Here is a 26151-nt window from a genome sequence, read left to right as displayed (position 1 = left end):
CCCATCGCTACAGCCAGTAACTCACTGCGTACCAGCCCAGCAGCCCCATCACCACGGTGTAGGGCAGGGCCATCCACACCATGCGCCCGTACGACAGGCGCACCAGCGGGGCAATCGCCGAGGTCAGCAAAAACAGGAATGCCGCCTGGCCATTGGGCGTGGCGACGCTGGGCAGGTTGGTGCCGGTGTTGATGGCGATGGCCAGGGTTTCGAAGTGTTCGCGGCTCATGTGCCCGTTGAGGAAGGCCTGCTTCACCTCGGTGATGTAAATGGTGGCCACGAACACGTTATCGCTGATGGCCGACAGCAGGCCGTTGGCGATAAACAGCATGCCCGGCTGTTGCTCCGGCGGCAGGGCCAGCACCCACTGGATCAGCGGCGTGAACAGCTGCTGATCGTGAATCACCGCCACCACCGCAAAAAACACCACCAGCAATGCGGTGAACGGCATGGCGTCCTTGAACGCATTGCCGATGCGGTGCTCTTCGGTAATGCCGGTGAAGGCGGTGATCAGCACGATCACCATCAGCCCGATCAACCCCACTTCGGCGATATGCAAGGCCAGGCCGGCAATCAGAATCAGCGCTGCCAGGCCCTGCACCAGCAATGCCGCGCGCTGGCGCGGGGTGCGCTCGGCATCATCGACCGCGGCGTAATCGGCCAGTACGGCGCGCACATTGTCCGGCAACAGGGTGCCGTAGCCGAACCAGCGCAGTTTCTCCAGGAGCACGCAGGTCAGCAGCCCGGCGGCCAGCACCGGCAGCGACACCGGGGCGATCTTCAGCAGGAACTCGGCGAAGTGCCAGCCCATTTCATGGCCGATCAGCAGGTTCTGCGGTTCGCCCACCAGGGTGCACACGCCGCCCAGGGCAGTGCCGACCGCGCCGTGCATCAGCAGGCTGCGCAGGAAGGCGCGGAACTGCTCCAGGTCTTCGTGGTGCAGCTTGGGCAGCCGCTGGTCGTCGCTGAAATCGCCTTCCTGACGTGGGTCGTTGCCCGAGGCCACGCGGTGATACACCGAATAGAAACCCACGGCGGCGCTGATAATCACCGCCGTCACGGTCAAGGCATCGAGGAACGCCGAAAGAAAGGCCGAGAGGAAACAGAACAGCAGGCTCAGCAGCACCTTGGAGCGCACCCCCAGCAACAGCCGGGAGAACAGGAACAGCAGCAGCTCCTTCATGAAGTAGATGCCGGCCACCATAAACATCAGCAGCAGGATCACCGGGAAGTTGTGCAGCAGCTCTTCATACAGCGCTTGAGGCGTGGTCATGCCCAGCAGCAGGGCTTGCACCAGCAACAGGCCGCCGGGCATCAGCGGGTAGCACTTGAGCGCCATGGCCAGGGTGAAGATGAATTCCAGCACCAGCAGCCAGCCCGCCGCTGCCGGGCTGACCAGCCAGAACAGCAACGGATTGAGGATCAGGAACGCGACAATACTGGCCTTGTACCAGCGGGGTGATTGACCGAGAAAGTTATGGGCAAACGCCTGGGCCATTGAACCGGACATCGGCGGCTCCTTTTATTGAGAAGCGCGCAAAGTGCCGCATGCCGCATTGAAGAGCAAGGATCGATGAAATCTTTTGTCACAATCCGTAGCCGCTGCTGCCAGGCTCGGGCCGCGTTCGGACGCTGGCCCTGAAGTACCACCTATTCCTCTGGGTGCACTCCAGGGCCCATCCCGGCCAGCGCAGCCTCGCCCAGCTCGGCAGCGGCTACAGGGTCGCGGCGGATTAGCCTTCGCGTTTGACGACGAGGGTCAGGATGTCGTAGCTGGCCACCAGTTCGCCCAGTTGGTTGGTCACTTCCACGTCCCAGGCCACCACGCCTTGGGGGATGCCCTGGGGGCTGAGTTTGCCCTGGTCGATCTTGCGTTTGCAGGTCAGGCGCGCCTGGATGGTGTCGCCGATGCCCACCGGGTTGATAAAGCGCAGGGTGTCCAGGCCGTAGTTGGCCAGTACCGGGCCCGGTGCCGGGGAGACGAACAGCCCGGCCGCCGCCGACAGCACGAAGTAGCCATGGGCGATGCGCTTGCCGAATTGCGATTCCTTGGCGGCGATCTCGTCGAAGTGCATATAGAAATGGTCGCCGGACAAGCAGCCAAAGTTCACCAGATCCGCCTCGGTCACCGTGCGGCGATGGGTCAGCAGCGACTCGCCGATCTGCAGGTCCTGGAAGAAGCGGCGGAACGGGTGCACCTCGGTCTCGATCACCTTGGCCCCGCGCACGTATTCACCGGTGACCGCCGCCAGCATGCTCGGCGAGCCCTGGACGGCGGCCCGTTGCAGGTAATGCTTCACGGCCCGCAGGCCCCCCAGTTCTTCGCCACCGCCAGCGCGGCCCGGGCCGCCGTGTTTCAGTTGGGGCAAGGGTGAGCCGTGGCCGGTGGATTCGCCGGCGCATTCGCGGTCCAGCACCAGCAAGCGGCCGTGCCAGGCAGCCGCCACCGGAATCGCCTTGGCGGCAATCTGCGGATCGCGGGTCACCAGGCTGCCCACCAGGCTGCCTTTGCCGCGCGCCGCCAGGGCCAGGGCTTCGTCCAGGTCGTCATAGGCCATCAGCGTGCTGACCGGGCCGAAGGCTTCGATATCGTGGGCACCCGCCGCATGCGGGTCGCGGGCCAGCAGCAGGGTCGGGGCGAAGAATGCCCCCTGGCTGACGTTTTCGCCGCGGGGCTCGAAGCCGTCGCGGGCACCGAACAGCAGGTCGCTGCTGTGCAACAGACTTGCCACACGCTCGGCCACATCCCGTTGCTGGTCGTGGGAGGCCAGGGCGCCCATGCGCACGCCTTCCACTGACGGATCACCGACCACCACCTTGGCCAGGCGCTCGCGCAAACGGCTGGCCACGGCGTCGATGTGCTTGGCCGGGACGATGGCACGGCGGATGGCGGTGCACTTCTGTCCAGCCTTGGTGGTCATTTCCCGGGCGACTTCCTTGATGAACAGTTCGAACTCTTCATCGTCCGGGGTTACGTCCGGGGCCAGGATCGCGCAGTTCAGCGAGTCGGCTTCGGCGTTGAACGGCACCGAATTGCGGATCAGGTTCGGGTTGACCCGCAGCTTGGCCGCGGTGTCGGCGGAGCCGGTAAAGGTCACCACATCCTGGCCTTCGAGGCGGTCCAGCAGGTCGCCGGTGCTGCCGATCACCAGTTGCAGGCTGCCGCTGGGCAGCAGGCCCGACTCGTCCATCAGGCGCACCACGGCCTCGGTCAGGTAGCTGGTGGCGCTGGCTGGCTTGACGATGCACGGCATGCCAGCGAGGAAGCATGGGGCGAATTTTTCCAACATGCCCCAGATCGGAAAGTTGAAGGCATTGATGTGCACCGCCAGGCCGCCACGGGGCACCAGGATATGGGTGCCGGCAAAGCTCCCGAGCTTGCTCAGTTGCAGCGCCGGGCCTTCATGCACGACGTTGCCCGAGGGCAGTTCGCGGGCGCCGAGGCTGGCATAGGTGAACAGCGTGCTGTTGCCGCCTTCGATGTCGATCCAGCTGTCGGCGCGGGTGGCGCCGCTGTGGTGGGACAGGGCGTACAGCTGTTCCTTGCGTTCGCTGAGGTACAGCGCCAGGGCCTTGAGGCGCTGGGCCCGTTGCTGGAAATCCAGGGCCATCAGCGCGGCGTTGCCCGCGCGGCGACCATGCTCGACGGCTTCGGCGAAGTCCGGGCGTTCTTCATGGGTGCGTGCCAGTTCATGGCCGTCAAGGGCGCTGCGCAGCACCTGGGCACCGTGTTGGCCGATCCAGCGGCCGGCGATGAAGCTTTGCAGGGTAGGGGCGTGAGGCATCACGATTGCTCCGGGTGAAAAATGAGGCCGACGCGGCGAACCGCGCCGGAGGGGGGTTACCAAAGCGCCAGGGTGTAACCGAGGATCAGTCGGTTTTCATCGATGGCGGTGCTCAAGCCATTGCCGGAGCGGAATGTCAGGTTGCGCCAGCGAATGCTCACGTCCTTGAACACGCCGCTCTGGATGACGTAGGTGATATCGGTGTCGCGTTCCCACTCGCGGCCGTTGTCGACGGCGCCGGCCTTGACGTGGCGGCCATCGGTGTAGCGGCTCATGAAGGTCAGGCCGGGAATGCCCTGGGCGGCGAAGTCGTAGTCGTAGCGCAGTTGCCAGGAGTCTTCTTCGGCGCGGGTGTAGGTGTTGTAGGTCACCAGGTTGACCACGTACGGATCGCCGCCGTTGAGGAACGGGAAGGCGCTGTCACCCGACAGCTGCTGCCAGGTGGCGCTGACTTTGTGCGCGCCGTGGGCCAGGGTGAACATGCTGTTGAAGTTGCGGTTGTCGATGCGCCCGGCGCGTTCGGCGCCGTCGCCGCGACTGTCGAAGTAGCGCAGGTCGCTGCGCAGGCTGAAGCCGTTGCCCAGGGGCTGGCTGTGCACCAGGCCGAGGAATTGCTGGTGATAGATCTGATCGAGCTTGCCGTAGTAATAGCTCAGGCTCAGTTGCGGGTTGAAGGCATAGCTGCCGCCTGCGAAGTCGAAGTGGTCGCTGCGGACGGCGCCGTAGCCGATGTCGTCGTTGCTGGAGGAATCCCGCAGGTTGGTCTTGGTCAGGCGCCCGGTATTGAGGGTCAGGCCGCTGATTTCCTGGCTGGTGAGCAGGCCGCCCTGGAAGGTCGAGCCCAGCAGCCGGGTGTCGTTGTAGGTGGCCACCGGTAGCAACGGCTGCAAGGTGCCGAGCTTGAGCACGCTTTTGGACAGGCGCAGCTTGCCGGTCAGCCCCAGTTCGCTGAACTCGTCCGCCGGCTCATGGCTGTTGGGGCCATAGGGCAGCAGGCCGGTGCCACGGCGGTCGGGGCTGGAGTCGAGCTTCAATCCCAGCTCGCCCAGGGCATCCAGGCCAAAGCCCAGGGTGCCCTCGGTAAAGCCGGACTCGATGCGGGCGGTAAAGCCCTGAGCCCATTCCTCGGCCTTGGATTGCGCGGCGTTGTCCTGGCGGAAATCACGGTTCAGGTAATGGTTGCGCAGCTCCAGCCGCGCCTTGCTGTCGCCGATGAAGTCGGCCAGGGCACTGGGGGCGAACAGCGGTAGGCTGAGGGCCGCCATGATCGACAGCAAAGCCTTGGGTGGAGCGATGTGAGCGGGGTTCATTGTTGTTATTCCCTGTCATCCGATCGGTCGTGGTGGGTTCAGTGGTTGCTGGCGCTGGAGGCGCCGATGCCGGTCATCGAGCGGATGAACTGCGCCAGGTAGCGCCCGCGCTCCAGTTCGGCCCGGGGCGAGCGATCGGTCACCGAGAACAGCCACGCGCTGAGAAACGCCAGGCTCATGGAGAACAGCGCCGGGTTGGAGTAGGGGAACAGCGCCTGCTCGTGGTGCAGGACGTTGACCCAGACCGCCGGGCTCAACACCAGCAGGACAATCGCCGAGATCAGGCCAGCCAGGCTGCCGGTGACCGCGCCACGGGTGGTCAGGCCTTTCCAGTACATGGAGAGGAACAGCACCGGGAAGTTGACCGAGGCCGCAATCGCCAGCACCAGGCCGGAAAGGAAGGCGATGTTCTGCGACTCGAACAACAGGCCAAGGATGATCGCCAGCACGCCGATGCACAGGGTGGCGATGCGCGACACGCGGATTTCCTGCTTCTCGGTGGCCTGGCCCTTGCGGATCACGCAGGCATACAGGTCATGGGACACCGCCGAGGCACCGGACAGCGCCAGCCCGGCCACCACCGCGAGAATGGTGGCGAAGGCCACCGCCGAAATGAAACCGAGGAACAGGTTGCCGCCCACGGCCTGGGCCAGGTGCACGGCGATCATGTTGCCGCCGCCGATGATCGCGCCGTTGGCATCGCGGAAGGCCGGGTCGGTGCCGACCATGACGATGGCGCCGAAGCCGACGATGATCAGCAGCAGGTAGAAATAGCCGATGAAGCCGGTGGCGTAGAACACGCTTTTACGCGCTTCCTTGGCGTCACTGACGGTGAAGAAACGCATCAGGATATGGGGCAGGCCGGCGGTGCCGAACATCATGCCCAGGCCCAGGGAGATGGCGTCGATCGGGTTCGACAGCAGGCCGCCCGGGGCCATGATCGCGCTGCCCTTGGCGTGCACCGCACTGGCGCCGGCGAACATGGCTTCGGTGCTGAAACCGAAATGCTTGAGCACCATAAAGGCCATGAAACTGGTGCCGAACAGCAGCATCACCGCCTTGATGATCTGCACCCAGGTGGTGGCGAGCATGCCGCCGAAGGTCACGTAAAACACCATCAGCACGCCCACCAGCATCACCGCGTACAGGTAGCTGATGCCAAACAGCAGTTCGATCAGCTTGCCGGCACCGACCATCTGCGCCACCAGGTACATCAGGGCCACGGTCAGGGTGCCGAAGGCCGAGGTCAGGCGCACCGGGGTTTGTTCCAGGCGATAGGACACCACATCGGCAAAGGTGTACTTGCCCAGGTTGCGCAGGCGCTCGGCGATCAGGAACAGGATGATCGGCCAGCCGGCCAGTACCCCCAGGGCGTACAACAGGCCGTCGTAGCCGTTGAGGAACATCATGGCCGAGATGCCGAGGAAGGACGCCGCGGAGATCATGTCGCCGGCAATCGCCAGGCCGTTCTGGAAACCGGTCATGCCGCCACCGGCGGTGTAGAAGTCACTGGCCGAACGGGTGCGCAGGGCCGCCCAACGGGTGACGCCGAGGGTGAACAGGACGAACACCAGGAACATGCCGATGGCGTTCCAGTTCAGCGGCCGGGCGCTGCCCTCGGCGGCCAGCGCAACGTCGGTGGCGAAGGCACAGGGCAGCAGGAACAGGGTCAGGAGGCGCTTCATTGGGCGCACTCCTGCTTGAGTTTTTCGTTCAGCGGGTCGATCACGTGGTTGGCGCGGTACACATAGAAACCGGTCAGGGCAAAGGCCAGCAGCACGATCACCACGCCCACCAGCATGCCGACCGTGGTCACGCCGCCGCTCAGGGATTGGCCCAAGGTGCTGGGGGAAAACGCCACCAGCAGCACAAAGCCGTAATAGATCACCAGCATCGCCAGGCTCAGCGACCAGTAGAGGTTCTGCTTGCGGCGCACCAGCTGGATAAAGTCCGGGTGCTGACTGATCTGTTGTATCTCTTGCGGGGTCATGGCGGCGCTCTCTGGGTTGTTGTTTTTGTTTTGGGTGAAACAGGTTGCGGGCACGGCGTCAGGCATCGCGCCTGGACGGTGGCAGGCGCTGCTGGGGTGACGGCTGGGATCAGAGCTGGTCGAAGTCCAGCACCACCTTGGCGCTGACCGGGAACGACTGGCACGACAGCACGTAGCCGGCCGCCACTTCGTAGTCCTCGAGGGCGTGGTTGCTGTCCATTTCCACCTCGCCTTCGATCACCTTGCATTTGCAGGTGGAGCAGACCCCGGCCTTGCACGAATAAGGCAGCTCGGCGCCCTGGATGTTGCCGGCGTCGAGGATGCTCAAGGTGTTGCGCGGCAGGTCGAAGGCCAGGGCGCGGCCATCGCTGATCACGGTGATCTGGCTGGTGGCGGCGTCGATCTGCCGTGCAGCTTCGCGGGCCTCGCGTTTTTGCTGGCTGCCGGCGGCGGCGAACAGTTCGAAGTGAATGCGCTCGGCCGGCATGCCCTTGGCCTTGAGGCTGTCGCGCACGGTTTCGGTCATCTCCTGGGGGCCGCAGATAAACGCCGCGTCCAGGGCCTTGACGTCGAGCCAGCGGGAAAACAGCTGCTCGCATTTTTCAGCGTTGATCCGGCCGTTATAGAGGTCGACATCCTGCTGCTCGCGGCTGAAGACGAAGATCAGGTTCAGGCGCTGCAGGTAGCGGTTCTTCAGGTCCTCGAGCTGTTCACGAAACAGCGCCCCGGAGCTGGAACGGTTGCCGTAGAGCAGGGTGACCTGGCTGTGGGGTTCGGTTTCCAGGGTGCTCTTGATGATCGACAGGATCGGTGTGATACCGCTGCCGGCAGCCACCGCCAGGTAGCGCCCGTGTCGCGCCGGGTCCAGTTCGACATGAAAATGCCCGGCGGGCGGCATCACTTCCAGGCGGTGCCCGGCCTTGAGCTGTTCGTTGGCAAAGGCCGAGAAACGTCCGCCGGCCACGCGCTTGATAGCGATGCGCAGTTCGCCGTCATTGACCCCGGTGCAAATCGAATAGGAGCGGCGTACTTCTTCACCGTCCAGTTGGGTGCGCATCACCAGGTGCTGGCCCTGGGTGAAATGAAAGCTGTCCTGCAGGTGCTGTGGAATCTCGAAGGCGATGGACACGGCGTCACGGGTTTCGCTGCGCACATCCTTGATCACCAGGCTGTGGAATTTGCTCATTGTGGGTCTCCCACTGACACGGCAAGCGGCCGCTCAGATGCACTTGAAGTAGTCGAACGGTTCCAGGCAGTCACGGCAGCGATACAGCGCCTTGCAGGCGGTCGAGCCGAACTCGCTGAGCAGCTCGGTATGGGCGCTGCCGCATTGCGGGCAGAGAATGTCCTGGCGTTCCCCCAGCAGGCTGCGCTTGCTGGTGCTGCCCGGGCGCGGCGGCGCGATGCCGTAGGCCCGCAGGCGTTCGCGGCCGTCGTCGGTGATCCAGTCGCTGCTCCAGGCCGGGGTCAACTTGCGTTGCAGTTGCGGCGCCCGGAAACCGGCGAGTTCCAGGGCGTCGCGGATGTCGCTTTCGATCACCTCGGTGGCCGGGCAGCCGGAGTAGGTCGGGGTCACTACCACGTGCAGGTGGCCGTCGCGCCAGTCGAGGTCGCGGACGATCCCCAGGTCGACCACGCTGACCACCGGCACTTCCGGGTCCATGACCTGGGTCAGGGTCGCCCAGGCCGCGTCCAGGTCGCCCGGCTGTACCGCCCGGGCGCCCTGGTCGCTGGTGATCAGCTCACCAGGTCGCATCGGGGTACGCTCGGGGCAGGAACTGCATTTCCGCCAGCAGGGTGCCCAGGTGTTCGCTGTGCAGGCCGCGACGGGCATCGAGGTAGAAGTAGCTCGGCGCCGCCGGCAGGGGCAGGGTGGCGCGGGTGAAGACCTGCTCGACCCGGGCCTGCCAGGCGCTGGCGATCTGCGCGGCATCCGGCACCAGGCCGGCGGCGTGCAGGCGGGTTTCGCTGTCGTCACCGCTGATCAGCTCGATGGTGAAGCGCCACAGCAGGGGGATGGCATCGAGCATGCGCTGATGGCTCTCTTCAGTGCCATCGCCCAGCCGCTCGACCCATTCGCTGGAGCGGCGCAGGTGATAAGTGGCTTCCTTGACCGCCTTGGCGGCGATCCCGGCGATGCGCTCGTCGCTGGACTGGCTCAGGCCCTGGAGCACTTCCAGGTGCCAGGCGTCATAGAAAAACTGCTTGAGCATGGTCACCGCGTAGTCGCCGTTGGGCTGCTCCACCAGCAACAGGTTGCGGTAGGCGCGCTCGTCACGGCGGAACGCCAGGTGGTCGGCGTCGCGGCCGTCGTCCAGCAGCTCGGCGGCGTAGTCCAGCCAGTTGCGGGCCTGGCCCACCAGGTCGAGGCCAACGTTCATCAGCGCCAGCTCTTCTTCCAGCGCCGGCGCGCGGCCGCACCATTGGCACAGGCGCTGGCCCTGGATCAGGGCGCTGTCGCCGAGGCGCAGCAGGTATTGGATCAGATCGGTTTGAGTGGTCATGGTCGGCCTCACATGTGTCCGACTTCAGGCGGCAGCTCGTAGAAGCTGGCGTGGCGATAGACCTTGTCGTCGGCCGGGTCGAACAGCGGGTCCTTCTCGTCCGGGGACGAGGCGACGATCAGATTGGATGGCACCACCCACAGGCTCACGCCCTCGCTGCGGCGGGTGTACAGCTCGCGGGCGTTCTCGATGGCCATGACGCTGTCGGCGGCATGCACGCTGCCGACGTGCTTGTGGTTGAGGCCGTGCTTGCTGCGCACGAAAACTTCGAAGAGGGTCCATTCAGACATCGGGGTGACTCCACATCAGGCGGTTGATCGACGGGCGATCAGGCGGCGTTTTTATTGGTTTTCTTGCGGGCGTGGGCGACAGCGGCCTGGCGCACCCAGGCGCCGTCTTCAATGGCCTTGCGCCGGGTCGCGACGCGTTCCTGGTTGCACGGGCCATTGCCCTTGAGCACTTCGTAGAATTCGTCCCACTGGATCTCGCCGAAATCGTAGTGGCCGCGTTCGGCGTTCCACGCAAGGTCCGGGTCGGGGCAGGTGCAGCCCAGCAGTTCCAGTTGCGGGATGGTCTGGTCGATAAAGCGCTGGCGCAGTTCGTCGTTGCTCTGGCGCTTGATCTTCCAGGCCATGGACTGGGCGCTGTTGGGCGAGTGTTCGTCGCTGGGGCCGAACATCATCAGCGCCGGCCACCAGAGGCGGTTGATGGCGTCCTGGACCATGTCTTTCTGCGCCTGGTTGCCCTCGCGCATCATGGTCAGCAGCACCTCGTAGCCCTGGCGCTGGTGGAAGCTCTCTTCCTTGCAGATGCGCACCATGGCCCGGGAATAGGGGCCGTAGGAGGTGCGTTGCAACACCACCTGATTGACGATGGCCGCGCCGTCCACCAGCCAGCCCACCGCGCCCATGTCGGCCCAGTTCAGGGTCGGGTAATTGAAGATGCTCGAGTACTTGGCGCGGCCGCTGTGCAGCTTGGCGATCTCCTCGTCGCGGTCGGCGCCCAGGGTCTCCATGGCGCTGTACAGGTACAGGCCGTGACCGGCTTCGTCCTGGATCTTGGCCATCAGTTGCAGCTTGCGCTTGAGGGTCGGTGCGCGAGCCACCCAGTTGCCCTCGGGCAACATGCCGACGATTTCCGAGTGGGCGTGTTGGGAAATCTGCCGGATCAGCGTCTGGCGATAGGCATCGGGCATCCAGTTCTTGGCTTCGATCTTGATTTCCGAATCGATTTTTTCCTGGAACGCGCGCTCCTGTTCGGACATCTCCGACAGGCTCTTGATGCTCTTGACCCCGGTTTCTACCAGCTGTGCATACATGACGTGTCTCCCGCCGTGAAGGTGTGCGTGGGCATGGAGAACTTTATATGTGATACATAAATAAATATCAAACACAAAATAACGTGTCGTATATTTTTTTGTATCGCATTGGGATGGATATGGCTCCGGATCAGCGCAAGGAGGCAGGGGAAGCAGGTGCTTTTTTGTGGCGAGGGAGCTTGCTCCCGCTGGGGTGCGTAGCGGCCCCTGAACTGGGCGTTGCGGTGTATCAGGGAGATGGAGTTGGGGTGATTGCGGCTGCTGTGCAGCCGAGCGGGAGCGAGCTCCCTCGCCACAGGGGGATCGGGGGTGTGCAGAAATGTTTCTGGCTGCAACAAAGGTTTTTCAGGTTTGTCAGGCGAGCGGTGTCGGGCCTTTGTGGCGAGGGAGCTTGCTCCCGCTGGGGCGCGTAGCGGCCCATGAACCTGGCACTGCGGTGCATCAGGGAGATGGAATTGGGGCGATTGCGGCTGCTGCGCAGCCGAGCGGGAGCGAGCTGCCTCGCCACAGGGGGATCGGGGGGGCTGGGATGTTTCTGGCTGCAACGAAGGGTTTTTTCAGGGCTGTCAGGTGGGCGGTGTCGGGCCTTTGTGGTGAGGGAGCTTGCTCCCGCTGGGGCGCGTAGCGGCCCATGAACCTGGCACTGCGGTGCATCAGGGAGATGGAATTGGGGCGATTGCGGCTGCTGCGCAGCCGAGCGGGAGCGAGCTCCCTCGCCACAGGGGGATCGGGGGTGTGCAGAAATGTTTCTGGCTGCAACAAAGGTTTTTCAGGTTTGTCAGGCGAGCGGTGTCGGGCCTTTGTGGCGAGGGAGCTTGCTCCCGCTGGGGCGCATAGCGACCCGTGAACCGGGCACTGCGGTGCATCAGGGAGATGGAATTGGGGCGATTGCGGCTGCTGCGCAGCCGAGCGGGAGCGAGCTGCCTCGCCACAGGGGGATCGGGGGGGCTGGGATGTTTCTGGCTGCAACGAAGGGTTTTTTCAGGGCTGTCAGGTGGGCGGTGTCGGGCCTTTGTGGTGAGGGAGCTTGCTCCCGCTGGGGCGCATAGCGACCCGTGAACCGGGCACTGCGGTGCATCAGGGAGATGGAATTGGGGCGATTGCGGCTGCTGCGCAGCCGAGCGGGAGCGAGCTCCCTCGCCACAGGGAATCAGGGGTGTGCTGGGATGTTTCTGGCTGCAACGAAGGGGTTTTCAGGGTTGTCAGGCGAGGGGTGTCGGGCCTTTGTGGTGAGGGAGCTTGCTCCCGCTGGGGCGCGTAGCGGCCCCTGAACTGGGCGTTGCGGTGTATCAGGGAGATGGCGTTCGGATGATTGCGGCTGCTGTGCAGCCGAGCGGGAGCGAGCTCCCTCGCCACAGGGGATCGGGGGTGTGCTGGGATGTTTCTGGCTGCAACGAAGGGTTTTTTCAGGGCTGTCAGGCGAGGGGTGTCAGGTCTTTGTGGCGAGGGAGCTTGCTCCCGCTGGGGCGCGTAGCGGCCCCTGAGCCGGGCGTTGCGGTGTATCAGGGAGATGGACTTGGGGCGATTGCGGCTGCTGTGCAGCCGAGCGGGAGCGAGCTCCCTCGCCACAGGGGATCGGGGGTGTGCTGGGATGTTTCTGGCTGCAACGAAGGGTTTTTTCAGGGCTGTCAGGCGAGGGGTGTCAGGTCTTTGTGGCGAGGGAGCTTGCTCCCGCTGGGGCGCGTAGCGGCCCCTGAGCCGGGCGTTGCGGTGTATCAGGGAGATGGACTTGGGGCGATTGCGGCTGCTGTGCAGCCGAGCGGGAGCGAGCTCCCTCGCCACAGGGGCGGTTACCATTCAGGGGCTTGAAGCTGAGAGGCGCCCCGGCATCGGGTGATGCGGGGCGGGGCGGGGCAGGGGTGGTTATTTGCGGTTGTCGATCACATGGCAGGCCTTGCCTTCGGAGCGCTTGATGGAGAACGCCGGTTGCAAAACGATACGGGAACTGATGCCAATGTTGGTTTTGATGTGCCGGCTCAGTTCGCTGCAGATGGTTTTCTGCTGCTCTTCAGGCAGGTGCTGGTGCTCGCTCTTGAGTTCGACGTGTACGTCGACGCTGTCGAGGTTGCCATTGCGATAGAGATGGATCTCATAGCTCTCGCACAGCTGCCGGACCTTGAGCACCTGTTCCTCGACCTGGGTCGGGAACACATTGACGCCGCGAATGATCAGCATGTCATCGCTGCGCCCGGTGATCTTGTCGATACGGCGCATGGGGCGGGCGGTGCCGGGCAGGAGCCGGGTCAGGTCGCGGGTGCGGTAACGGATCATCGGCAAGGCTTCCTTGCTCAACGAGGTGAAGACCAGTTCCCCCATCTGCCCGTCGGGCAGCACCTCGCCGGTGATGGGGTCGATGATCTCGGGGTAGAAGTGGTCTTCCCAGAGGGTCGGGCCGTCCTTGGTTTCAGCGCACTCCATGGCCACCCCCGGCCCCATGATTTCCGAAAGACCATAGATATCGAGGGCGGTGATCCCCAGCCGTTGCTCGATGGCGCTGCGCAGTTCGGCGGTCCAGGGTTCGGCGCCGAAGATGCCCAGGCGCAGCGCGAGCTTTTGCGGGTCGATGCCCTGGCGCTCGATTTCATCGGCGATGTTGAGCATGTAGGAGGGCGTGACCATGATGATGTCCGGCTGGAAATCCTTGATCAGTTGCACCTGCTTCTCGGTCTGCCCACCAGACATCGGGATCACGGTGCAGCCCAGGCGCTCGGCGCCGTAGTGCGCCCCCAGGCCGCCGGTAAACAGACCGTAGCCGTAGGAGATATGCACCTTGTCGCCACGCCGCCCGCCACCGGCGCGGATCGAGCGCGCCACCACGTTGGCCCAGGTGTCGATGTCGTTCTGGGTGTACCCGACCACCGTCGGTTTGCCGGTGGTGCCGCTGGAGGCGTGCAGGCGCACCACGTCCTGCATCGGTACGGCGAACATGCCGTAGGGGTAGTTGTCCCGCAGGTCGGACTTGGTGGTAAAGGGGAATTTTGCCAGGTCATCGAGGCTGCGCACGTCGTCGGGGTGCACCCCCAGTTCGTCGAAACGCTGGCGATAGAGCGGTACGTTGTTGTAGGCGTGGTTCAGGCTCCAGCGCAGCCGGTCAAGCTGATGCTGGCGCAGTTGGTCGATGCTGGCGGTCTCCAGCGGGTCCAGCACGGGGTCAAGCACGGCTTTGGCAATTGGCATGTTCATGACTTCACTCGAATTGTTTTTGTGTTGCGACCCGCCGGCAAGCGGGTCTTGAGTGCATGCGCCAAGGATACCTGGCGGCACCCTGGGTCTTGCGTTGTTTCTACTAGAGCTTTTCGATAATCAGGGCGATGCCCTGGCCGACGCCGATGCACATGGTGCACAAGGCATAGCGGCCCTGGCGTTGTTCCAGTTCGTGCAGGGCCGTGGTCACCAGGCGCGCGCCGCTCATGCCCAGTGGGTGGCCCAGGGCGATCGCACCGCCATTGGGGTTGACCCGTGGATCGTCATCCCCCAGCCCCAGTTCGCGCAGCACGGCCAGACCCTGGGCAGCGAAGGCTTCGTTGAGTTCGATCACGTCCATGTCTGCCAGGCTGAGGTTGGCCAGCTCCAGGACCTTGCGCGTCGCCGGCACCGGGCCGATGCCCATGATCCGCGGCTCGACCCCGGCGGTGGCCATGGCCACCACCCGGCCCCGGGCCTTGAGCCCGTAACGCTGGGCGGTGGTGGCATTGGCCAGCAGCAGCGCACAGGCGCCGTCATTGACCCCGGAGGCGTTGCCGGCGGTGACGGTGCCGTCCTTGCGAAAGGGCGTGCCGAGCTTTTGCAGTTGTTCCAGGGTGGTGTCGCCCCGTGGGTGCTCGTCGTGTTCGACGACGATGGCCGGGCCTTTGCGCTGGGGGATCTGCACCGCGACTATTTCCCGGGCCAGGCGCCCGCTGGCCTGGGCGGCAGAGGCACGTTGCTGACTGCGCAGGGCAAAGGCGTCCTGGTCGGCGCGGGAGATATTGAACTGCGCGGCGACGTTTTCGGCGGTCTCCGGCATCGAGTCGATGCCATATTGCTGCTCCATCAGCGGGTTGACGAAGCGCCAGCCGATGGTGGTGTCGAACAGCTGCGCCTGGCGTGAAAACGCGGTCTCGGCCTTGCCCATCACCAGCGGTGCGCGGGACATCGACTCGACGCCTCCCACCAGCATCAGCGAAGCCTCGCCGCAGCGAATGGCACGCGCCGCGCTGCCGATGGCGTCCAGGCCGGAGCCGCACAGGCGGTTGAGGGTGGTCCCGGGTACGCTGACCGGCAGCCCGGCCAGCAGGGCCGACATGCGCGCCACGTTGCGGTTGTCTTCGCCGGCCTGGTTGGCGCAACCGTAGAGCACGTCGTCGACCGTGCTCCAGTCCACTTGCGGGTGGCGGCGCAGCAATTCGCGCAGGGGGATCGCGCCAAGGTCGTCGGCGCGCACGCTGCTCAGGGCGCCGGCATAGCGGCCGATGGGGGTGCGGACTGCATCGATGATCAGGGCATCATTCATTGGGGGTCTCCTGCGTCAGCACCGGGCCGCGCACTTTGTAGGATTTGCCATGGAACAGGGCAATCAACTGCCCGTTCTGGTTTTCAATGCGGACGTCGTAGTTGCCGGTGCGCCCGCTGCGGCTTTGCTCGGTGCAGTCGGCGGTCAGGGTATCGCCCAGGTGGGCCGGGGCGATGTAGTCGATGCTGCAGCCGATGGCCACGGTGGCCTCGTTGTAACTGTTGCAGGCAAAGGCAAAGGCCGAATCCGCCAGGGCGAACAGGTAGCCGCCGTGGCAGGTGCCGTGGCCCTGAAGCATATGGGCGCCGACGCTCATGCCCAGCCGCGCGACCCCCGGCGCTACCGACAGCAGGCGCATGCCCATGGCCTGGCTGGCCTGGTCGCGTTCGAACAGGCTTTGTGCGCATTGGCTGGCCAGGTTCATGGCGTGGTGGTTAGTCATGGAAGTTGCTCCCTTCGGCGACCTTGCGCCGCAGCAGCAGGGACGGCCGGTAACGTTCTTCGCCATAGGCGGCTTGCAGGTTTTCCAGGACCTGCAGCAGCGGCGCCAGGCCGATGCGGTCGGCCCAGGCCAGCGGGCCCTGGGGGTAATTGACCCCGGCGCGCATCGCCAGGTCGATGTCGGCGGCGCTGGCCACTCCGTGCAGCAGGGCATCGGCGGCCTCGTTGGCGAGCATCGCCACGCTGCGCAGCACCACCAGTGCCGGGCTGTCAGTGACTTGGCTGACCTTGAGCCCGGCGCGCTGCAACAGCGCTACGGCCTGCTCCAGGGCCTGGGGCGAGGTGTCGGCGCTGCAACTGATGGCGATGCGCCCGGCGCTGGAAAAATCCCCCACCAGGTCCAGCAGGATCAGGTTGCGCAGGCCGCTGGTACGGGCGCGTTGGCTGGCCGAGCGCCCATCGCTGAGGGCCAGCACCGCGTCGCCGACCCGCAGCAGGCCGCTGCCGTCGCGAAGGGTGAGGTGAATACCAGCCTGGCGCAGGCGCGGCAGCAGCTCGCGGGCGATGCCGAGGTCGCCCTCGACTTCGCAGCAGTCAATGCTGGCCTGGCTTTCGAGCTGGGCAGGGGCTGGGCGTGCGGCGCCTTCGGCATAGCTGTAGAAGCCCTGGCCGCTCTTGCGGCCCAAATGGCCGGCGTCCACCAGTTCTTTCTGGATCAGCGACGGTTGGTAGCGCATGTCGCCGTAGTAGGCATGGAACACCGAGCAGGTCACGGCGTAGTTGACGTCGTGGCCAATCAGGTCGGTGAGTTCGAAGGCGCCCATGGCGAAGCCGCCGCCCTCGCGCAGCAAGGCATCGAGGGTGGCGCAGTCGGCGGCGCCTTCCTGTAGCAGGCGCAGGCTTTCGGCATAAAACGGCCGGGCCACGCGGTTGACGATAAAGCCCGGAGTGGAGCGGGCGTGCACCGGTTTTTTTCCCCAGGCGGCCGCCGTGTCATACAGGCAGCGGGCCAGGGCGGGGTCGCTGGCCAGGCCCGAGATCACCTCGACCAGGGCCATTACCGGCGCCGGGTTGAAGAAGTGCAGCCCCAACAGGCGCTCGGGCCGTGTCAGGCCGGCGGCGATGCTGGTGATCGACAGCGATGAGGTGTTGCTGGCGAGGATGCAGCTGTCCTGGCACAGGCTTTCAAGCTGACGAAACAGCTGCTGCTTGACCTCGAGGTTTTCGACAATGGCTTCGATGATCAGGTCGCTGTCGGCCAGGCTGTCGATGGATTCGGCCACGTGCAGGCGGTCCAGGGTGGCGTGATGGGCCTGGGCCTCGAGCTTGCCGTTCTGCACTCGCTTGCCGAGCTGGCGGTCGATGCCGGCGATGGCCTGGGCGGCCGCGCCGGGACGGCTGTCGAGCAGTTGCACCCGGTGCCCGGCCTGGGCCGCGACCTGGGCGATGCCGGCTCCCATGGCGCCGGCGCCGATCACTGCGATGCGGGCGTTTGTAGTCAATGCGCTCATGGTCAGCGGCCCTTGAAGGTCGGTGTGCGTTTTTCCATAAAGGCGCTGACGCCTTCGCGGTAATCCTCGCTGCGCCCGGCCAGGCGTTGCAGGTCTTTTTCCAGCTCCAGTTGCTCGTCGAAGCTGTTGTGCAGACTGGCGTTGAGGCTGCGCTTGATCAGGGCCAGGCCGTAGGTGGGCTGGGTCGCCAGGTGCCGCGCGAGCTTCAAGGCTTCGTCGCGCAGATCGGCATCGTCGACGCAGCGGTAGATCAGCCCCCATTGCTCGGCTTGCTCGGCGCCCAGGCGGTTGCCCAGCAGCGCCAGGGCCTTGGCCCGGGCCATGCCGACCAGGCGCGGCAGGGTCCAGGTGCCGCCGGAGTCGGGTATCAGGCCGATCTTGCAGAACGCCTGGATAAAGCTCGCCGAGCGCGCCGCCAGGACCAGGTCACAGGCCAGCGGGATATTGGCCCCGGCCCCGGCTGCGACACCGTTGACCGCGCAGATCACCGGCAGCGGCAGGTCGCGCAGTTGGCGGATCAGCGGGTTGTAGAACTTCTCGATGGATTCGCCCAGGTCCGGCACCGCGCTGCCGGGTGCCACGTTGCGGTCGCTGAGGTCTTGGCCGGCGCAGAAGCCGCGGCCTTCGCCGGTCAGCAACAGCACCCGGACTTGCGGGTCATTGCGCAGCAACTTCAGCGCCTGTTTGACTTCACTGTGCATCTGCGCGTTGAAGCTGTTGAGTTGCTCGGGGCGGTTGAGGCTGAGCAGGGCGACGCCGGCCTCGATGGAAAACAGGATGTGTTCGAAGTTCATGGTCATGGCGCTCTCTGCGAGGTCGTTCGAATAAGGGGGCCTGGGCCGGGTCATTGCCCGCTGAAGTGCGCCGGGCGCTTGTCCTGGAAGGCGCGTATGCCTTCGTCGCGGTCACGGGTGCCGGCCAGCAGGGTGAAGGCCTGGCGCTCGAAGCGCAGGCCCGTGGCGAGGTCGGTGTCCATGGCCTTGAGCAGCGCTTCCTTGGCCAGGCGCAGCGCCAGCGGGGCCTTGCCAGCAATCAGCGTAGCCAGTTGCAGGGCGCGCTCGACGGTGAATTCGGGCTGGGTGACTTCGCTCACCAGGCCGGCGCGCAGGGCGTGCCGGGCGTCGATCGACTCGCCGCCAAGGACCATCTGCATCGCCATGGACTTGCCGACAGCGCGCAACAGGCGTTGGGTGCCGCCGGCGCCGGGCATGATCCCGAGGTTGATTTCCGGCTGGCCGAAGCGGGCGTCTTCGCCGGCAATAATGATGTCGGCGTGCATCGCCAGTTCGCAGCCACCGCCCAGGGCGAAGCCGTTGACGGCGGCGATCAATGGTTTGCTGAAGCGGGTGATGGCGTGCCACGACGCCTGGCGCGGGTCATTGAGGATGCCCACCAGGTCGCGCTCGGCCATTTCCTTGATGTCGGCGCCAGCGGCGAACGCCTTGGCGCTGCCGGTCAGGACCACCACCCGGGCATCGGGGTCGGCTTCAGCCTCGGCCAGGGCGCTGGCCAGTTCCGCCAGCAGCTCGGTGTTCAGGGCGTTCAAGGCCTGGGGGCGTTGCAGGGTAATCAGGCGTACGCCGTGCTCGAAGCATTCGACGGCAAGGGTTTGAGGCATGGCGGATGCCCTCGGGTGCACGCTCGGCCTGGGGCCGGCTCATTATTGGATCGGCTGGGGAGCCGGTTTTCGCCGAGTATATCGCCAATGCGATACACGATTGCAATACTAAAATTGATTTAATGTGTCTTATTGTTAGTCGTTAAATGGCCAATGGCTACAGGTTCAAGGGTGTATTCAATCCTATTACCCCCTGTTTCATTGGTTATAAAGCCTGTTTGTTAGTCGGCGCAGGGCTGTCTTGTGCCTTCATCATGAAGCGATACGCTTTTAATCGCTTTGTTCGATTAAAGCGATGTGATACAAGATGCAAACATTACGGCATCGCTTTGCGCAGTGCTTCCTGCAGCGCCTTATCAGGAGTGTTTCATGACCTGCTACAGCCTCGATGGCCTGACCCCGGTGGTCGATCCCAGCGCTTATGTGCATCCGTCCGCCGTGCTGATCGGCGATGTGATTATCGGGCCTCATTGTTATGTCGGGCCGCTGGCCAGTTTGCGCGGTGATTTCGGCCGGATCGTGCTGGAGGAGGGGGCCAACCTGCAGGACACCTGTGTGATGCATGGTTTTCCCGACAGCGACACGGTGGTCGAGCGCAACGGGCACATTGGTCATGGCGCGGTGTTGCACGGCTGCCGGATCGGCGCCGATGTGCTGGTGGGGATGAATGCGGTGGTGATGGATAACGCCCGCATCGGGCCGCGTTCGTTTGTGTCCGCCGCCGCCTTCGTGCGGGCCGGGTTCGAATGCCCGGAGCAATCGCTGGTGATGGGCACGCCGGCCAGCGTCAAGCGCCGCCTGAGTGACGACGAAGTGGCCTGGAAGCAGGCCGGAACCCGCGAATACCAGGTGTTGACCCGGCGTTGTCTGGAAAACATGCAGGTCTGCGAGCCCCTGGCCGCGCCCGAAACCGATCGTCCTCGTCACAGCGACAGCGGCTTTCGAACCAAAGGCGCGGAATAATGCCGCAGCCGGGTCGAGCGTTATGAAACCCGGTATATTTATTCCTTTTTTCTCGGTACGCCCATGTCGTCCCTCGCACCTTTGAATCAACTTATTACCCGTTTCCAGGAGCAGACGCCGATTCGCGCCAGCTCGCTGATCATTACCCTGTACGGCGACGCCATCGAGCCCCACGGCGGTACGGTGTGGCTGGGCAGCCTGATTCAATTGCTGGAGCCGATCGGCATCAATGAGCGGCTGATCCGCACCTCGATCTTCCGCTTGAGCAAGGAAGGTTGGCTGACCGCGGAAAAGGTCGGTCGCCGCAGTTATTACAGCCTGACCGGCACGGGTCGTCGTCGTTTCGACAAGGCCTTCAAGCGTGTGTACAACGCCAGCGTGCCGGCCTGGGACGGTTCCTGGAGCCTGGTGATGCTGTCCCAGCTCAATCAGGACAAGCGCAAGCAGGTGCGCGAAGAATTGGAGTGGCAAGGGTTTGGTGCGATCTCGCCGGTGGTACTGGCTTGCCCACGCAGCGATCGCGCCGACATCAACGCCACGCTGCTCGACCTGGGGGTGCAGGAAGACACCATCGTCTTTGAAACCACCGCCCAGGATGTGATGGCCTCCAAGGCCTTGCGCCTGCAGGTGCGCGAGAGCTGGAACATCGACGAGCTGGCGGCTCACTACAGCGAGTTTATCCAGCTGTTCCGACCGCTCTGGCAGGCGCTTCGCGAGCAGGAGCACCTGCAGCCGGCGGATTGTTTCCTGGCGCGTCTCCTGCTTATTCACGAGTACCGCAAGTTGCTGCTGCGCGACCCGCAGCTGCCGGACGAATTGCTTCCCGGCGACTGGGAAGGCCGGGCGGCGCGCCAGTTGTGCCGCAACATCTATCGACTGATCTATGCCCGGGCCGAGGAGTGGCTGAACCATGCCCTGGAAAATGCCGATGGGCCGCTGCCGGATGTCGGGGAAAGTTTTTATCGGCGTTTTGGCGGGTTGAAGTAAGCAGCACCACGGAGCAGCAGCGTTCAGGAGAACAGCCATCACCCCGGTCGCCACAGACGGCCGGGCAGAATAAAAATAATGCCTGGTGAGGTTCGACATGAAAGCGTGCAACGCACAACAGCGTGAAGGGTTTGATCAGTGGCTGAACCAGATCAACCAGATCTGTGGCGCCTTCGATGCCCAGGCCCTGGGGCCGGCGTTTTCCGGGGCTATCCGCGAGTTCCGGAGCGGGGCGCTCAAGCTCAGTTTCGTCGATGCCTGCCAGGCGCGCCTGTACCGCACGGCGCGCGAGGTGGCGGCCAATGAGGGCAACAAGTATTTCGCGGTGTTCCAACTGGAAGGCACGGCCGGCATGGCCCAGGGCGATAGCCGGGTCACGCTGTCAGCGGGCGATATCACCTTGATCGACGCGTCACGCCCCAGTGATTTCACCTACAGCGACAACTCGCGGCAGTTGTCGCTGATCTTGCCCCACCAACAGGTGGAGCAAGCCTTGCGCTTCAACCAGGTCCAGTGCGGGCGGCGGATCCCGGCGACTTCGCCGATTGCCATGCTGTCCCATCGGCTGATTCTCGAAACCACCTGCCAGCCCCAGCTCAACCAGGTGGAAAGCGAAGCGACCCTGGACGCGATGATCAGCCTGCTGCGACCGGCCATCAGCGCCAGCGAAGACAGCGTCGACCCGCACCAGCGCATCCTGTGCAAGAGCTTTGCCTTTATTGACGAGCATATTCGTTGCGAGGAATTGTGCCCCGAGTGGCTGGCTCGCGAGGTGGGGGTTTCGGTGCGTGGGCTGTACCGGCTGTTCGCCAAGAAAGGCCTGGTGGTGGCGCAGTACATCAAGAACCGGCGTCTGGATTTCTGCGCCGAATCATTGCGCCAGCCCGGGGCGGAGCAGAAGCTGTCGGCGCTGGGGTATTCCTGGGGCTTCAGCGATTCCAGCCATTTTTCCACCGCGTTCAAGGCGCGGTTCGGTGTGTCCCCCGGCGAGTACCGCAAGCGTTACGCCTGATTCTCGTCGCCGCTGGCCCTTGAAAGTCCCCTTGATCTGGCTGAAGCACTCGCAGTGTTCATACCGGCCAGCGCAGCCATCGGCAGCGGCGACAGGGACCCTGTTGATACAGCCTGGCAGTCTCACCAATACGTCTGGCATACAAAGCAAACCCCGCAGGTTTCCCAGCAGCAACACTTCAATCTCTCTCACCACGGGCCGCAAGGCCGTTCCTTATCAGGAGTCCGCATGAGCAAGGTTGAAGTTCTGCCCCAGGTCACCGCGTTTCTACAGCGCCAGCATGGTTGTTTTATCGATGGCCGCTGGCACCTCGACGACGGCCCGAGCACCCCGGTCCTGAACCCGGCCACCGGCCAGGAGATTGCCCGGGTAGCGGATGTCGGGCTGGAGGTCCTCGATCAGGCCGTGACCTCGGCTCACCGGGCCTACACCTCCGGCATCTGGTCTGGCCTGCGACCGGCTGATCGCGAGCGCATCCTGTTGAACTTCACCGCGCTGGTGGAGCAGCACGCCGAGGAGCTGGCCCAGTTGGAAACCCTCAGCCAGGGCAAGTCGATCAACATCGCGCGGATGCTCGATGTCGGCGCCACGGTGGAGTTCATGCGCTACATGTCTGGCTGGGCGACCAAGATCGAAGGCCAGACCCTGGACGTATCGATCCCGATTCCCGAAGGCACGCGCTTTACCGCCTTTGCCCGGCGTGAACCGGTGGGCGTGGTGGCGGGCATTGTGCCGTGGAATTTCCCGTTGATGATCAGCGCCTGGAAGCTGATGCCGGCCCTGGCCTGTGGCTGCACGGTGGTGATCAAGCCCGCCAGTGAGACCCCGCTGACCGCCTTGCGCCTGGCTGAGCTGGCATTCGAGGCCGGGATTCCCGCCGGGGTATTCAACGTGGTTACCGGGCGCGGCAGCACGGTGGGCAATGCCCTGGCGTCGCACCCGCTGATCAGCAAGGTGTCGTTCACCGGCTCCACCGAAGTCGGCAAAGGCGTGGGCGTGGCGGCGTTGCAGAACATGACCCGTTTTGCTCTGGAGCTGGGGGGCAAGAACCCGATGATCGTGCTGGCCGACGCCGACATTCCCAAGGCGATCCAGGGCGCGCTGCTTGGTGGCCTGCTGAACCAGGGGCAGGTGTGCGCCGCCGCATCGCGGTTCTATGTACAACGCTCGCGTTATCAGGAGTTTGTCGACGGCCTGGCGGCGGCGGTGGCCGGGATGAGTATCGGCGCCGGCATGGACCCTTCGGCAGCGATCAATCCGCTGGTCTCGCGCAAGCAGCAACAGAGCGTGCTCAAGCATATCGAGCTGGCAAGGGAGCAGGGTGCGCGCCTGGTGGCGGGCGGCGAGGCGCTGAACCTGGACGGTTTTTTTGTGCAGCCGACGGTGCTGGCGGACGTTGACCACAGCATGGCCGTGGCCCACGAGGAAGTGTTCGGCCCGGTGCTGTCGGTAATCCCGTTCGATGATGAAGACAGCGCCATTGCCCTGGCCAATGACAGCCCTTACGGCCTGGCGGCCAGCCTGTGGACCAATGACCTGACCAAGGCCATGAACCTGGTGCCACGGATCCAGGCCGGTACGGTGTGGGTCAATGCCCACGTGCTGCTGGACCCGAACATGCCGTTCGGTGGGGTCAAGCAGTCGGGGATGGGCCGTGAATTCGGGCGTGCGGTGATCGAGGCCTACACCGAGTTGAAATCGGTGTGCATTGCGCATTGATCCCTGAGGCAACAGCCAGCCCCCTCACCCTGGTGCCCTCCACTTAAGGGATACACACCGCACTTGTGGCGAGGGAGCAAGCCCCTCGCCACAGATGACTTCAGCTAACTCTGTCGTTTAAGTGAACAGCAGCAGCCCCGTTTGCCGGGGCTGCTGTTGAAGGGACGGGACTTGTTCGCGGCCTTGCTGGCCAGGCCCTTGCCGCATCACTGCGGCAGAGGCCGTGTTCTGTCTGACGCTACTTATCCGCCCGGGCGTGCCCACGGCCTAACGCGGCATCCCGTCCTCGATCACAATCCCCTGCGCCTGCATCGCCTTGATCAACCCGGACCGGGTGTCGGGCAGGTTGAGGATGGAGACGCTGCGGATCGCGCTGACTTCTTCGGCAGTGTAGGGCCGGACCTGCTGCGGCAGGCTGTCACCGGCCATGCCGTCACGGGTCAGCAGCCAGTTCAGCATGTCGGCCAGTTGCGCGTTGTTGAGGGCGGATTGGGAGATGCCGGGGACCCGGGCCAGAAACTCCCGGCCGCCGGCGACTTTGAGAAAGTTGCCGACAAAGCCGCGCATGCGCGGCGTGTCATTGGCCGGCGAGCCCTGGCCGCTGGCCTGGTGGCAGCCGGCGCATTGCAACTGGTAATTGACCGCGGTGCTGTAGCCGGCCTCGGCGATGGGCACCTGGGGCCGCTCGTTACCGGGCGCCGGCCGTTGCTGCGGGTCGGGAATGGCCCGGGCCAGGGTCAGCGGGGCGGCGATCAGGCACAGCAGTCCGAGCAGCAACCGGGTGCGCAAGGCGCCGCCCACCTTAGACCGCCACGCCACGGATGACCGCGATGGTGCAGTTGTAGACGTGGGATTTGGCGCCCAGGCACCAGTTCACGTCGTTGTTGTTGAACGGGCGGTACAGCGGTTCCTCGCTGTCGTTGCGGGTGCAGGCGCACTGGGCGCAGCTGTGTTTTCCGCAGCAATCGTTGTAGGAAATGATGTAGTCCTTGCCATCTCCCGGGTTGCGGCAGGTGCCGATCCAGGTGATTTGCGAGACTTCGGCCCCTGGCGGGCAGGCCGTCACGGTGCCGCCGCAGCAACTGCAGAGAAAGCCGTCGATCGAGCAATAGCGCCAGTAGTCGCAACTGGTGGGGTCGCCCGGGTCGCCGGCTTTCGGTGCTTCGGCGGCCAGGGCCTTGGAGGTGCGGTCGATCGGCAGGAGCAGGGGCAGGGCGGCGCCCACCACCATCAGCGAGCCCAGGCGCGACAGCAGTTTGCGCCGTGAAGTGGTGTCGGCGACCCGCCGGGTGGAGCGCTCGAACAGAAGGTCGAGTAATTTCATGGGGGACTCCTTGGCTTAGGGTTGTGGCGCGTGCGTGTGGGCGTGATCGCGGTGCAGGTAGTCCTGCAGCGTCGCGCTGCCCAGATGCTCGACTTCGAACAGGCTGTCCAGGTGCTCGCGGGAGTTGACCAGGCCCTTGGCGCGCAAGGTGCCGCTGCTGTCGATCAGGGCCGCGTAGGGCAATTTTCCGATCTGGTAGGTCATCCCGACTTCCGGGCCGACCACATAGCGCGCGCCTTCGAGCTTGAACTCGCTGATCAGCTTGCGCTGGGCCTCCAGGTCGCCATCGCTGACATAGATCACCTCCAGGCGTTCGGCCTGTTCCCTGGCAATGGATTTGATGGCCGGCAGCAGCGATTTGCAGATCGGGCAGGTCGGCGACAGGAAAAACAGCAGTTGGCCTTTGTCGCCGGCGTAACCGAAGTTCACCGGGCGCCCGTCACGGTCGGCGGCGGTGACTTTCGGCGCGGGTTCGTTGACCGCCACGCCCTTGTCCAGCATCAAGGCACCGGCCGGCGCGATGCGACCGTGCAGGATGCCGATCTGCCGTACCAGCCCCATCACGGCGAACGCCAGGGCAATCAGCAGGCACCAGAGCAATACGTTGGAAACAATCAGAGCTTGCATCATTCACCTTCCAATCAATTTGAGGAGGCCTGGGCTGTTGGCCAGAAGGCCATCGGCTGCGGCATAAATCAGTAACGCCACCGCGCTGGCGGCGAGCACCACGAAGGCGTCGAACAGGCCCAGTGCACGGGCCTCGGGCTGCCAGGCGGCAAGCAGTGCCACGGCGACCAGCAGGCCGTTGCGGATCAACAGCAGCGGGCGGATCGGCTGGCGCTGGTGCGGCCCGGCGCAGCCGCAATCGATGTCCTTGCGCCCGCGCCAGAGGTTGATGGCCATCGCCGCGGCGTACAGCGCCAGCAAGGTCGCTGCCGCCCATGCGGCACCGGTGCGGCTGACCGGCAGCAGCAGGGCGAAAGCCAGGGCCAGCTCCAGCCAGGGCAGGCCACGGGCAATCGGGCGCAGCAGGGCGCTGGGCAGCAGTTGATAGGCTTGCAGCTGGGCGCTGAAGCGGGCCGGTGCACGGACTTTATGGGTCGCGGCGCTGGCCAGAATCACCGCCGTGCACAGGGCGCCGGTCAAGGTGAACAGTGGATCAGGTTGCATGGGGTGC

24 protein-coding genes are annotated in these 26151 nt (G+C 64.7%); 4 read left to right on the top strand and 20 right to left on the bottom strand.

Annotated elements, in window-relative coordinates; all coding sequences use genetic code 11:
- Window positions 1-7: 7 nt before the first annotated feature.
- From nhaB to paaF, 16 genes are all read right to left on the bottom strand, one after another.
- Window positions 8-1510, bottom strand: coding sequence for a sodium/proton antiporter NhaB (gene nhaB, locus CF161_RS18495; RefSeq protein ID WP_020298119.1), 1503 nt, complete (start codon window positions 1508-1510; stop codon window positions 8-10).
- A gap of 223 nt (window positions 1511-1733) precedes the next feature.
- The gene (gene paaZ / locus CF161_RS18490; protein ID WP_020298118.1) at window positions 1734-3785 is read right to left on the bottom strand and encodes a phenylacetic acid degradation bifunctional protein PaaZ; all 2052 of its coding nucleotides are present in this window, start codon (window positions 3783-3785) and stop codon (window positions 1734-1736) included.
- A gap of 56 nt (window positions 3786-3841) precedes the next feature.
- Window positions 3842-5095, bottom strand: coding sequence for an OprD family porin (locus CF161_RS18485; protein WP_020298117.1), 1254 nt, complete (start codon window positions 5093-5095; stop codon window positions 3842-3844).
- 38 nt (window positions 5096-5133) lie between these two features.
- The gene (locus tag CF161_RS18480; RefSeq protein WP_020298116.1) at window positions 5134-6780 is read right to left on the bottom strand and encodes a cation acetate symporter; all 1647 of its coding nucleotides are present in this window, start codon (window positions 6778-6780) and stop codon (window positions 5134-5136) included.
- Complete coding sequence (locus CF161_RS18475; RefSeq protein ID WP_043229807.1) at window positions 6777-7085, bottom strand: DUF485 domain-containing protein; 309 nt, start codon at window positions 7083-7085, stop codon at window positions 6777-6779. The genes CF161_RS18480 and CF161_RS18475 overlap by 4 nt, the downstream gene beginning before the upstream one ends.
- Before the next feature lie 109 nt (window positions 7086-7194).
- Window positions 7195-8271, bottom strand: coding sequence for a 1,2-phenylacetyl-CoA epoxidase subunit PaaE (gene paaE, locus CF161_RS18470; RefSeq protein WP_020298114.1), 1077 nt, complete (start codon window positions 8269-8271; stop codon window positions 7195-7197).
- 33 nt (window positions 8272-8304) lie between these two features.
- Window positions 8305-8841, bottom strand: a complete 537-nt coding sequence (gene paaD, locus CF161_RS18465; protein WP_020298113.1) for a 1,2-phenylacetyl-CoA epoxidase subunit PaaD — start codon at window positions 8839-8841, stop codon at window positions 8305-8307.
- Complete coding sequence (gene paaC, locus CF161_RS18460) at window positions 8828-9589, bottom strand: 1,2-phenylacetyl-CoA epoxidase subunit PaaC (RefSeq protein WP_020298112.1); 762 nt, start codon at window positions 9587-9589, stop codon at window positions 8828-8830. Before paaC ends, paaD begins: the two co-directional genes overlap by 14 nt.
- Before the next feature lie 8 nt (window positions 9590-9597).
- Window positions 9598-9879 carry a 1,2-phenylacetyl-CoA epoxidase subunit PaaB gene (gene paaB, locus CF161_RS18455; RefSeq protein ID WP_020298111.1) on the bottom strand — a complete coding sequence of 94 codons (282 nt, stop codon included), beginning with the start codon at window positions 9877-9879 and terminating at the stop codon, window positions 9598-9600.
- 38 nt (window positions 9880-9917) lie between these two features.
- On the bottom strand, window positions 9918-10907 hold the full coding sequence (gene paaA, locus CF161_RS18450; RefSeq protein WP_020298110.1) for a 1,2-phenylacetyl-CoA epoxidase subunit PaaA: 990 nt from the start codon (window positions 10905-10907) through the stop codon (window positions 9918-9920).
- A gap of 1863 nt (window positions 10908-12770) precedes the next feature.
- On the bottom strand, window positions 12771-14090 hold the full coding sequence (paaK, locus tag CF161_RS18445; RefSeq protein WP_020298109.1) for a phenylacetate--CoA ligase PaaK: 1320 nt from the start codon (window positions 14088-14090) through the stop codon (window positions 12771-12773).
- 103 nt (window positions 14091-14193) lie between these two features.
- Window positions 14194-15399, bottom strand: a complete 1206-nt coding sequence (gene pcaF / locus CF161_RS18440; RefSeq protein WP_020298108.1) for a 3-oxoadipyl-CoA thiolase — start codon at window positions 15397-15399, stop codon at window positions 14194-14196.
- Entirely contained in the window at window positions 15392-15841 is a 450-nt protein-coding gene (gene paaI, locus CF161_RS18435) for a hydroxyphenylacetyl-CoA thioesterase PaaI (RefSeq protein ID WP_020298107.1), read from the bottom strand. Before paaI ends, pcaF begins: the two co-directional genes overlap by 8 nt.
- Window positions 15834-17351 (bottom strand): 3-hydroxyacyl-CoA dehydrogenase PaaH, encoded by a 1518-nt coding sequence (paaH, locus tag CF161_RS18430; protein WP_020298106.1) that lies wholly within the window; start codon window positions 17349-17351, stop codon window positions 15834-15836. The genes paaI and paaH overlap by 8 nt, the downstream gene beginning before the upstream one ends.
- Window positions 17352-17353: 2 nt before the next feature.
- Entirely contained in the window at window positions 17354-18145 is a 792-nt protein-coding gene (gene paaG / locus CF161_RS18425; protein ID WP_020298105.1) for a 2-(1,2-epoxy-1,2-dihydrophenyl)acetyl-CoA isomerase PaaG, read from the bottom strand.
- A gap of 50 nt (window positions 18146-18195) precedes the next feature.
- Entirely contained in the window at window positions 18196-18969 is a 774-nt protein-coding gene (gene paaF, locus CF161_RS18420; protein WP_020298104.1) for a 2,3-dehydroadipyl-CoA hydratase PaaF, read from the bottom strand.
- Window positions 18970-19338: 369 nt separating this feature from the next.
- Here paaF and paaY point away from each other — a divergent pair, with 369 nt between their 5' ends.
- The 4 genes from paaY (at window position 19339) to CF161_RS18400 (ending at window position 23650) form a co-directional block, all read left to right on the top strand.
- On the top strand, window positions 19339-19932 hold the full coding sequence (gene paaY, locus CF161_RS18415) for a phenylacetic acid degradation protein PaaY (RefSeq protein ID WP_020298103.1): 594 nt from the start codon (window positions 19339-19341) through the stop codon (window positions 19930-19932).
- Between the two features lie 63 nt (window positions 19933-19995).
- Window positions 19996-20919: a phenylacetic acid degradation operon negative regulatory protein PaaX gene (gene paaX, locus CF161_RS18410; protein WP_043229763.1), complete on the top strand. Its 924-nt coding sequence runs from the start codon at window positions 19996-19998 to the stop codon at window positions 20917-20919.
- Window positions 20920-21016: 97 nt separating this feature from the next.
- Window positions 21017-21931: a transcriptional regulator FeaR gene (gene feaR, locus CF161_RS18405; RefSeq protein ID WP_020298101.1), complete on the top strand. Its 915-nt coding sequence runs from the start codon at window positions 21017-21019 to the stop codon at window positions 21929-21931.
- A 228-nt stretch (window positions 21932-22159) separates the two neighbouring features.
- Window positions 22160-23650, top strand: a complete 1491-nt coding sequence (locus CF161_RS18400) for an aldehyde dehydrogenase family protein (RefSeq protein ID WP_020298100.1) — start codon at window positions 22160-22162, stop codon at window positions 23648-23650.
- Window positions 23651-23917: 267 nt separating this feature from the next.
- Here CF161_RS18400 and CF161_RS18395 read toward each other — a convergent pair whose 3' ends face one another.
- Genes CF161_RS18395 through CF161_RS18380 form a run of 4 tightly spaced genes read right to left on the bottom strand, consistent with a single transcriptional unit; the run spans window position 23918 to window position 26144 of the window.
- Window positions 23918-24439 (bottom strand): cytochrome c, encoded by a 522-nt coding sequence (locus CF161_RS18395; protein WP_020298099.1) that lies wholly within the window; start codon window positions 24437-24439, stop codon window positions 23918-23920.
- 13 nt (window positions 24440-24452) lie between these two features.
- Complete coding sequence (locus tag CF161_RS18390) at window positions 24453-24974, bottom strand: methylamine dehydrogenase light chain (protein WP_020298098.1); 522 nt, start codon at window positions 24972-24974, stop codon at window positions 24453-24455.
- 15 nt (window positions 24975-24989) lie between these two features.
- On the bottom strand, window positions 24990-25601 hold the full coding sequence (gene mauD / locus CF161_RS18385) for a methylamine dehydrogenase accessory protein MauD (protein ID WP_043229805.1): 612 nt from the start codon (window positions 25599-25601) through the stop codon (window positions 24990-24992).
- A 3-nt stretch (window positions 25602-25604) separates the two neighbouring features.
- Window positions 25605-26144: a MauE/DoxX family redox-associated membrane protein gene (locus CF161_RS18380; protein WP_020298096.1), complete on the bottom strand. Its 540-nt coding sequence runs from the start codon at window positions 26142-26144 to the stop codon at window positions 25605-25607.
- Window positions 26145-26151: the final 7 nt, after the last annotated feature.

The sequence above is a fragment of the Pseudomonas sp. CF161 genome (assembly GCF_000416215.1).
Classification (GTDB): Bacteria; Pseudomonadota; Gammaproteobacteria; order Pseudomonadales; family Pseudomonadaceae; genus Aquipseudomonas.
Note: the sequence above shows the minus strand (reverse complement) of the source record. Positions and strands in the feature narration are given on the sequence as shown.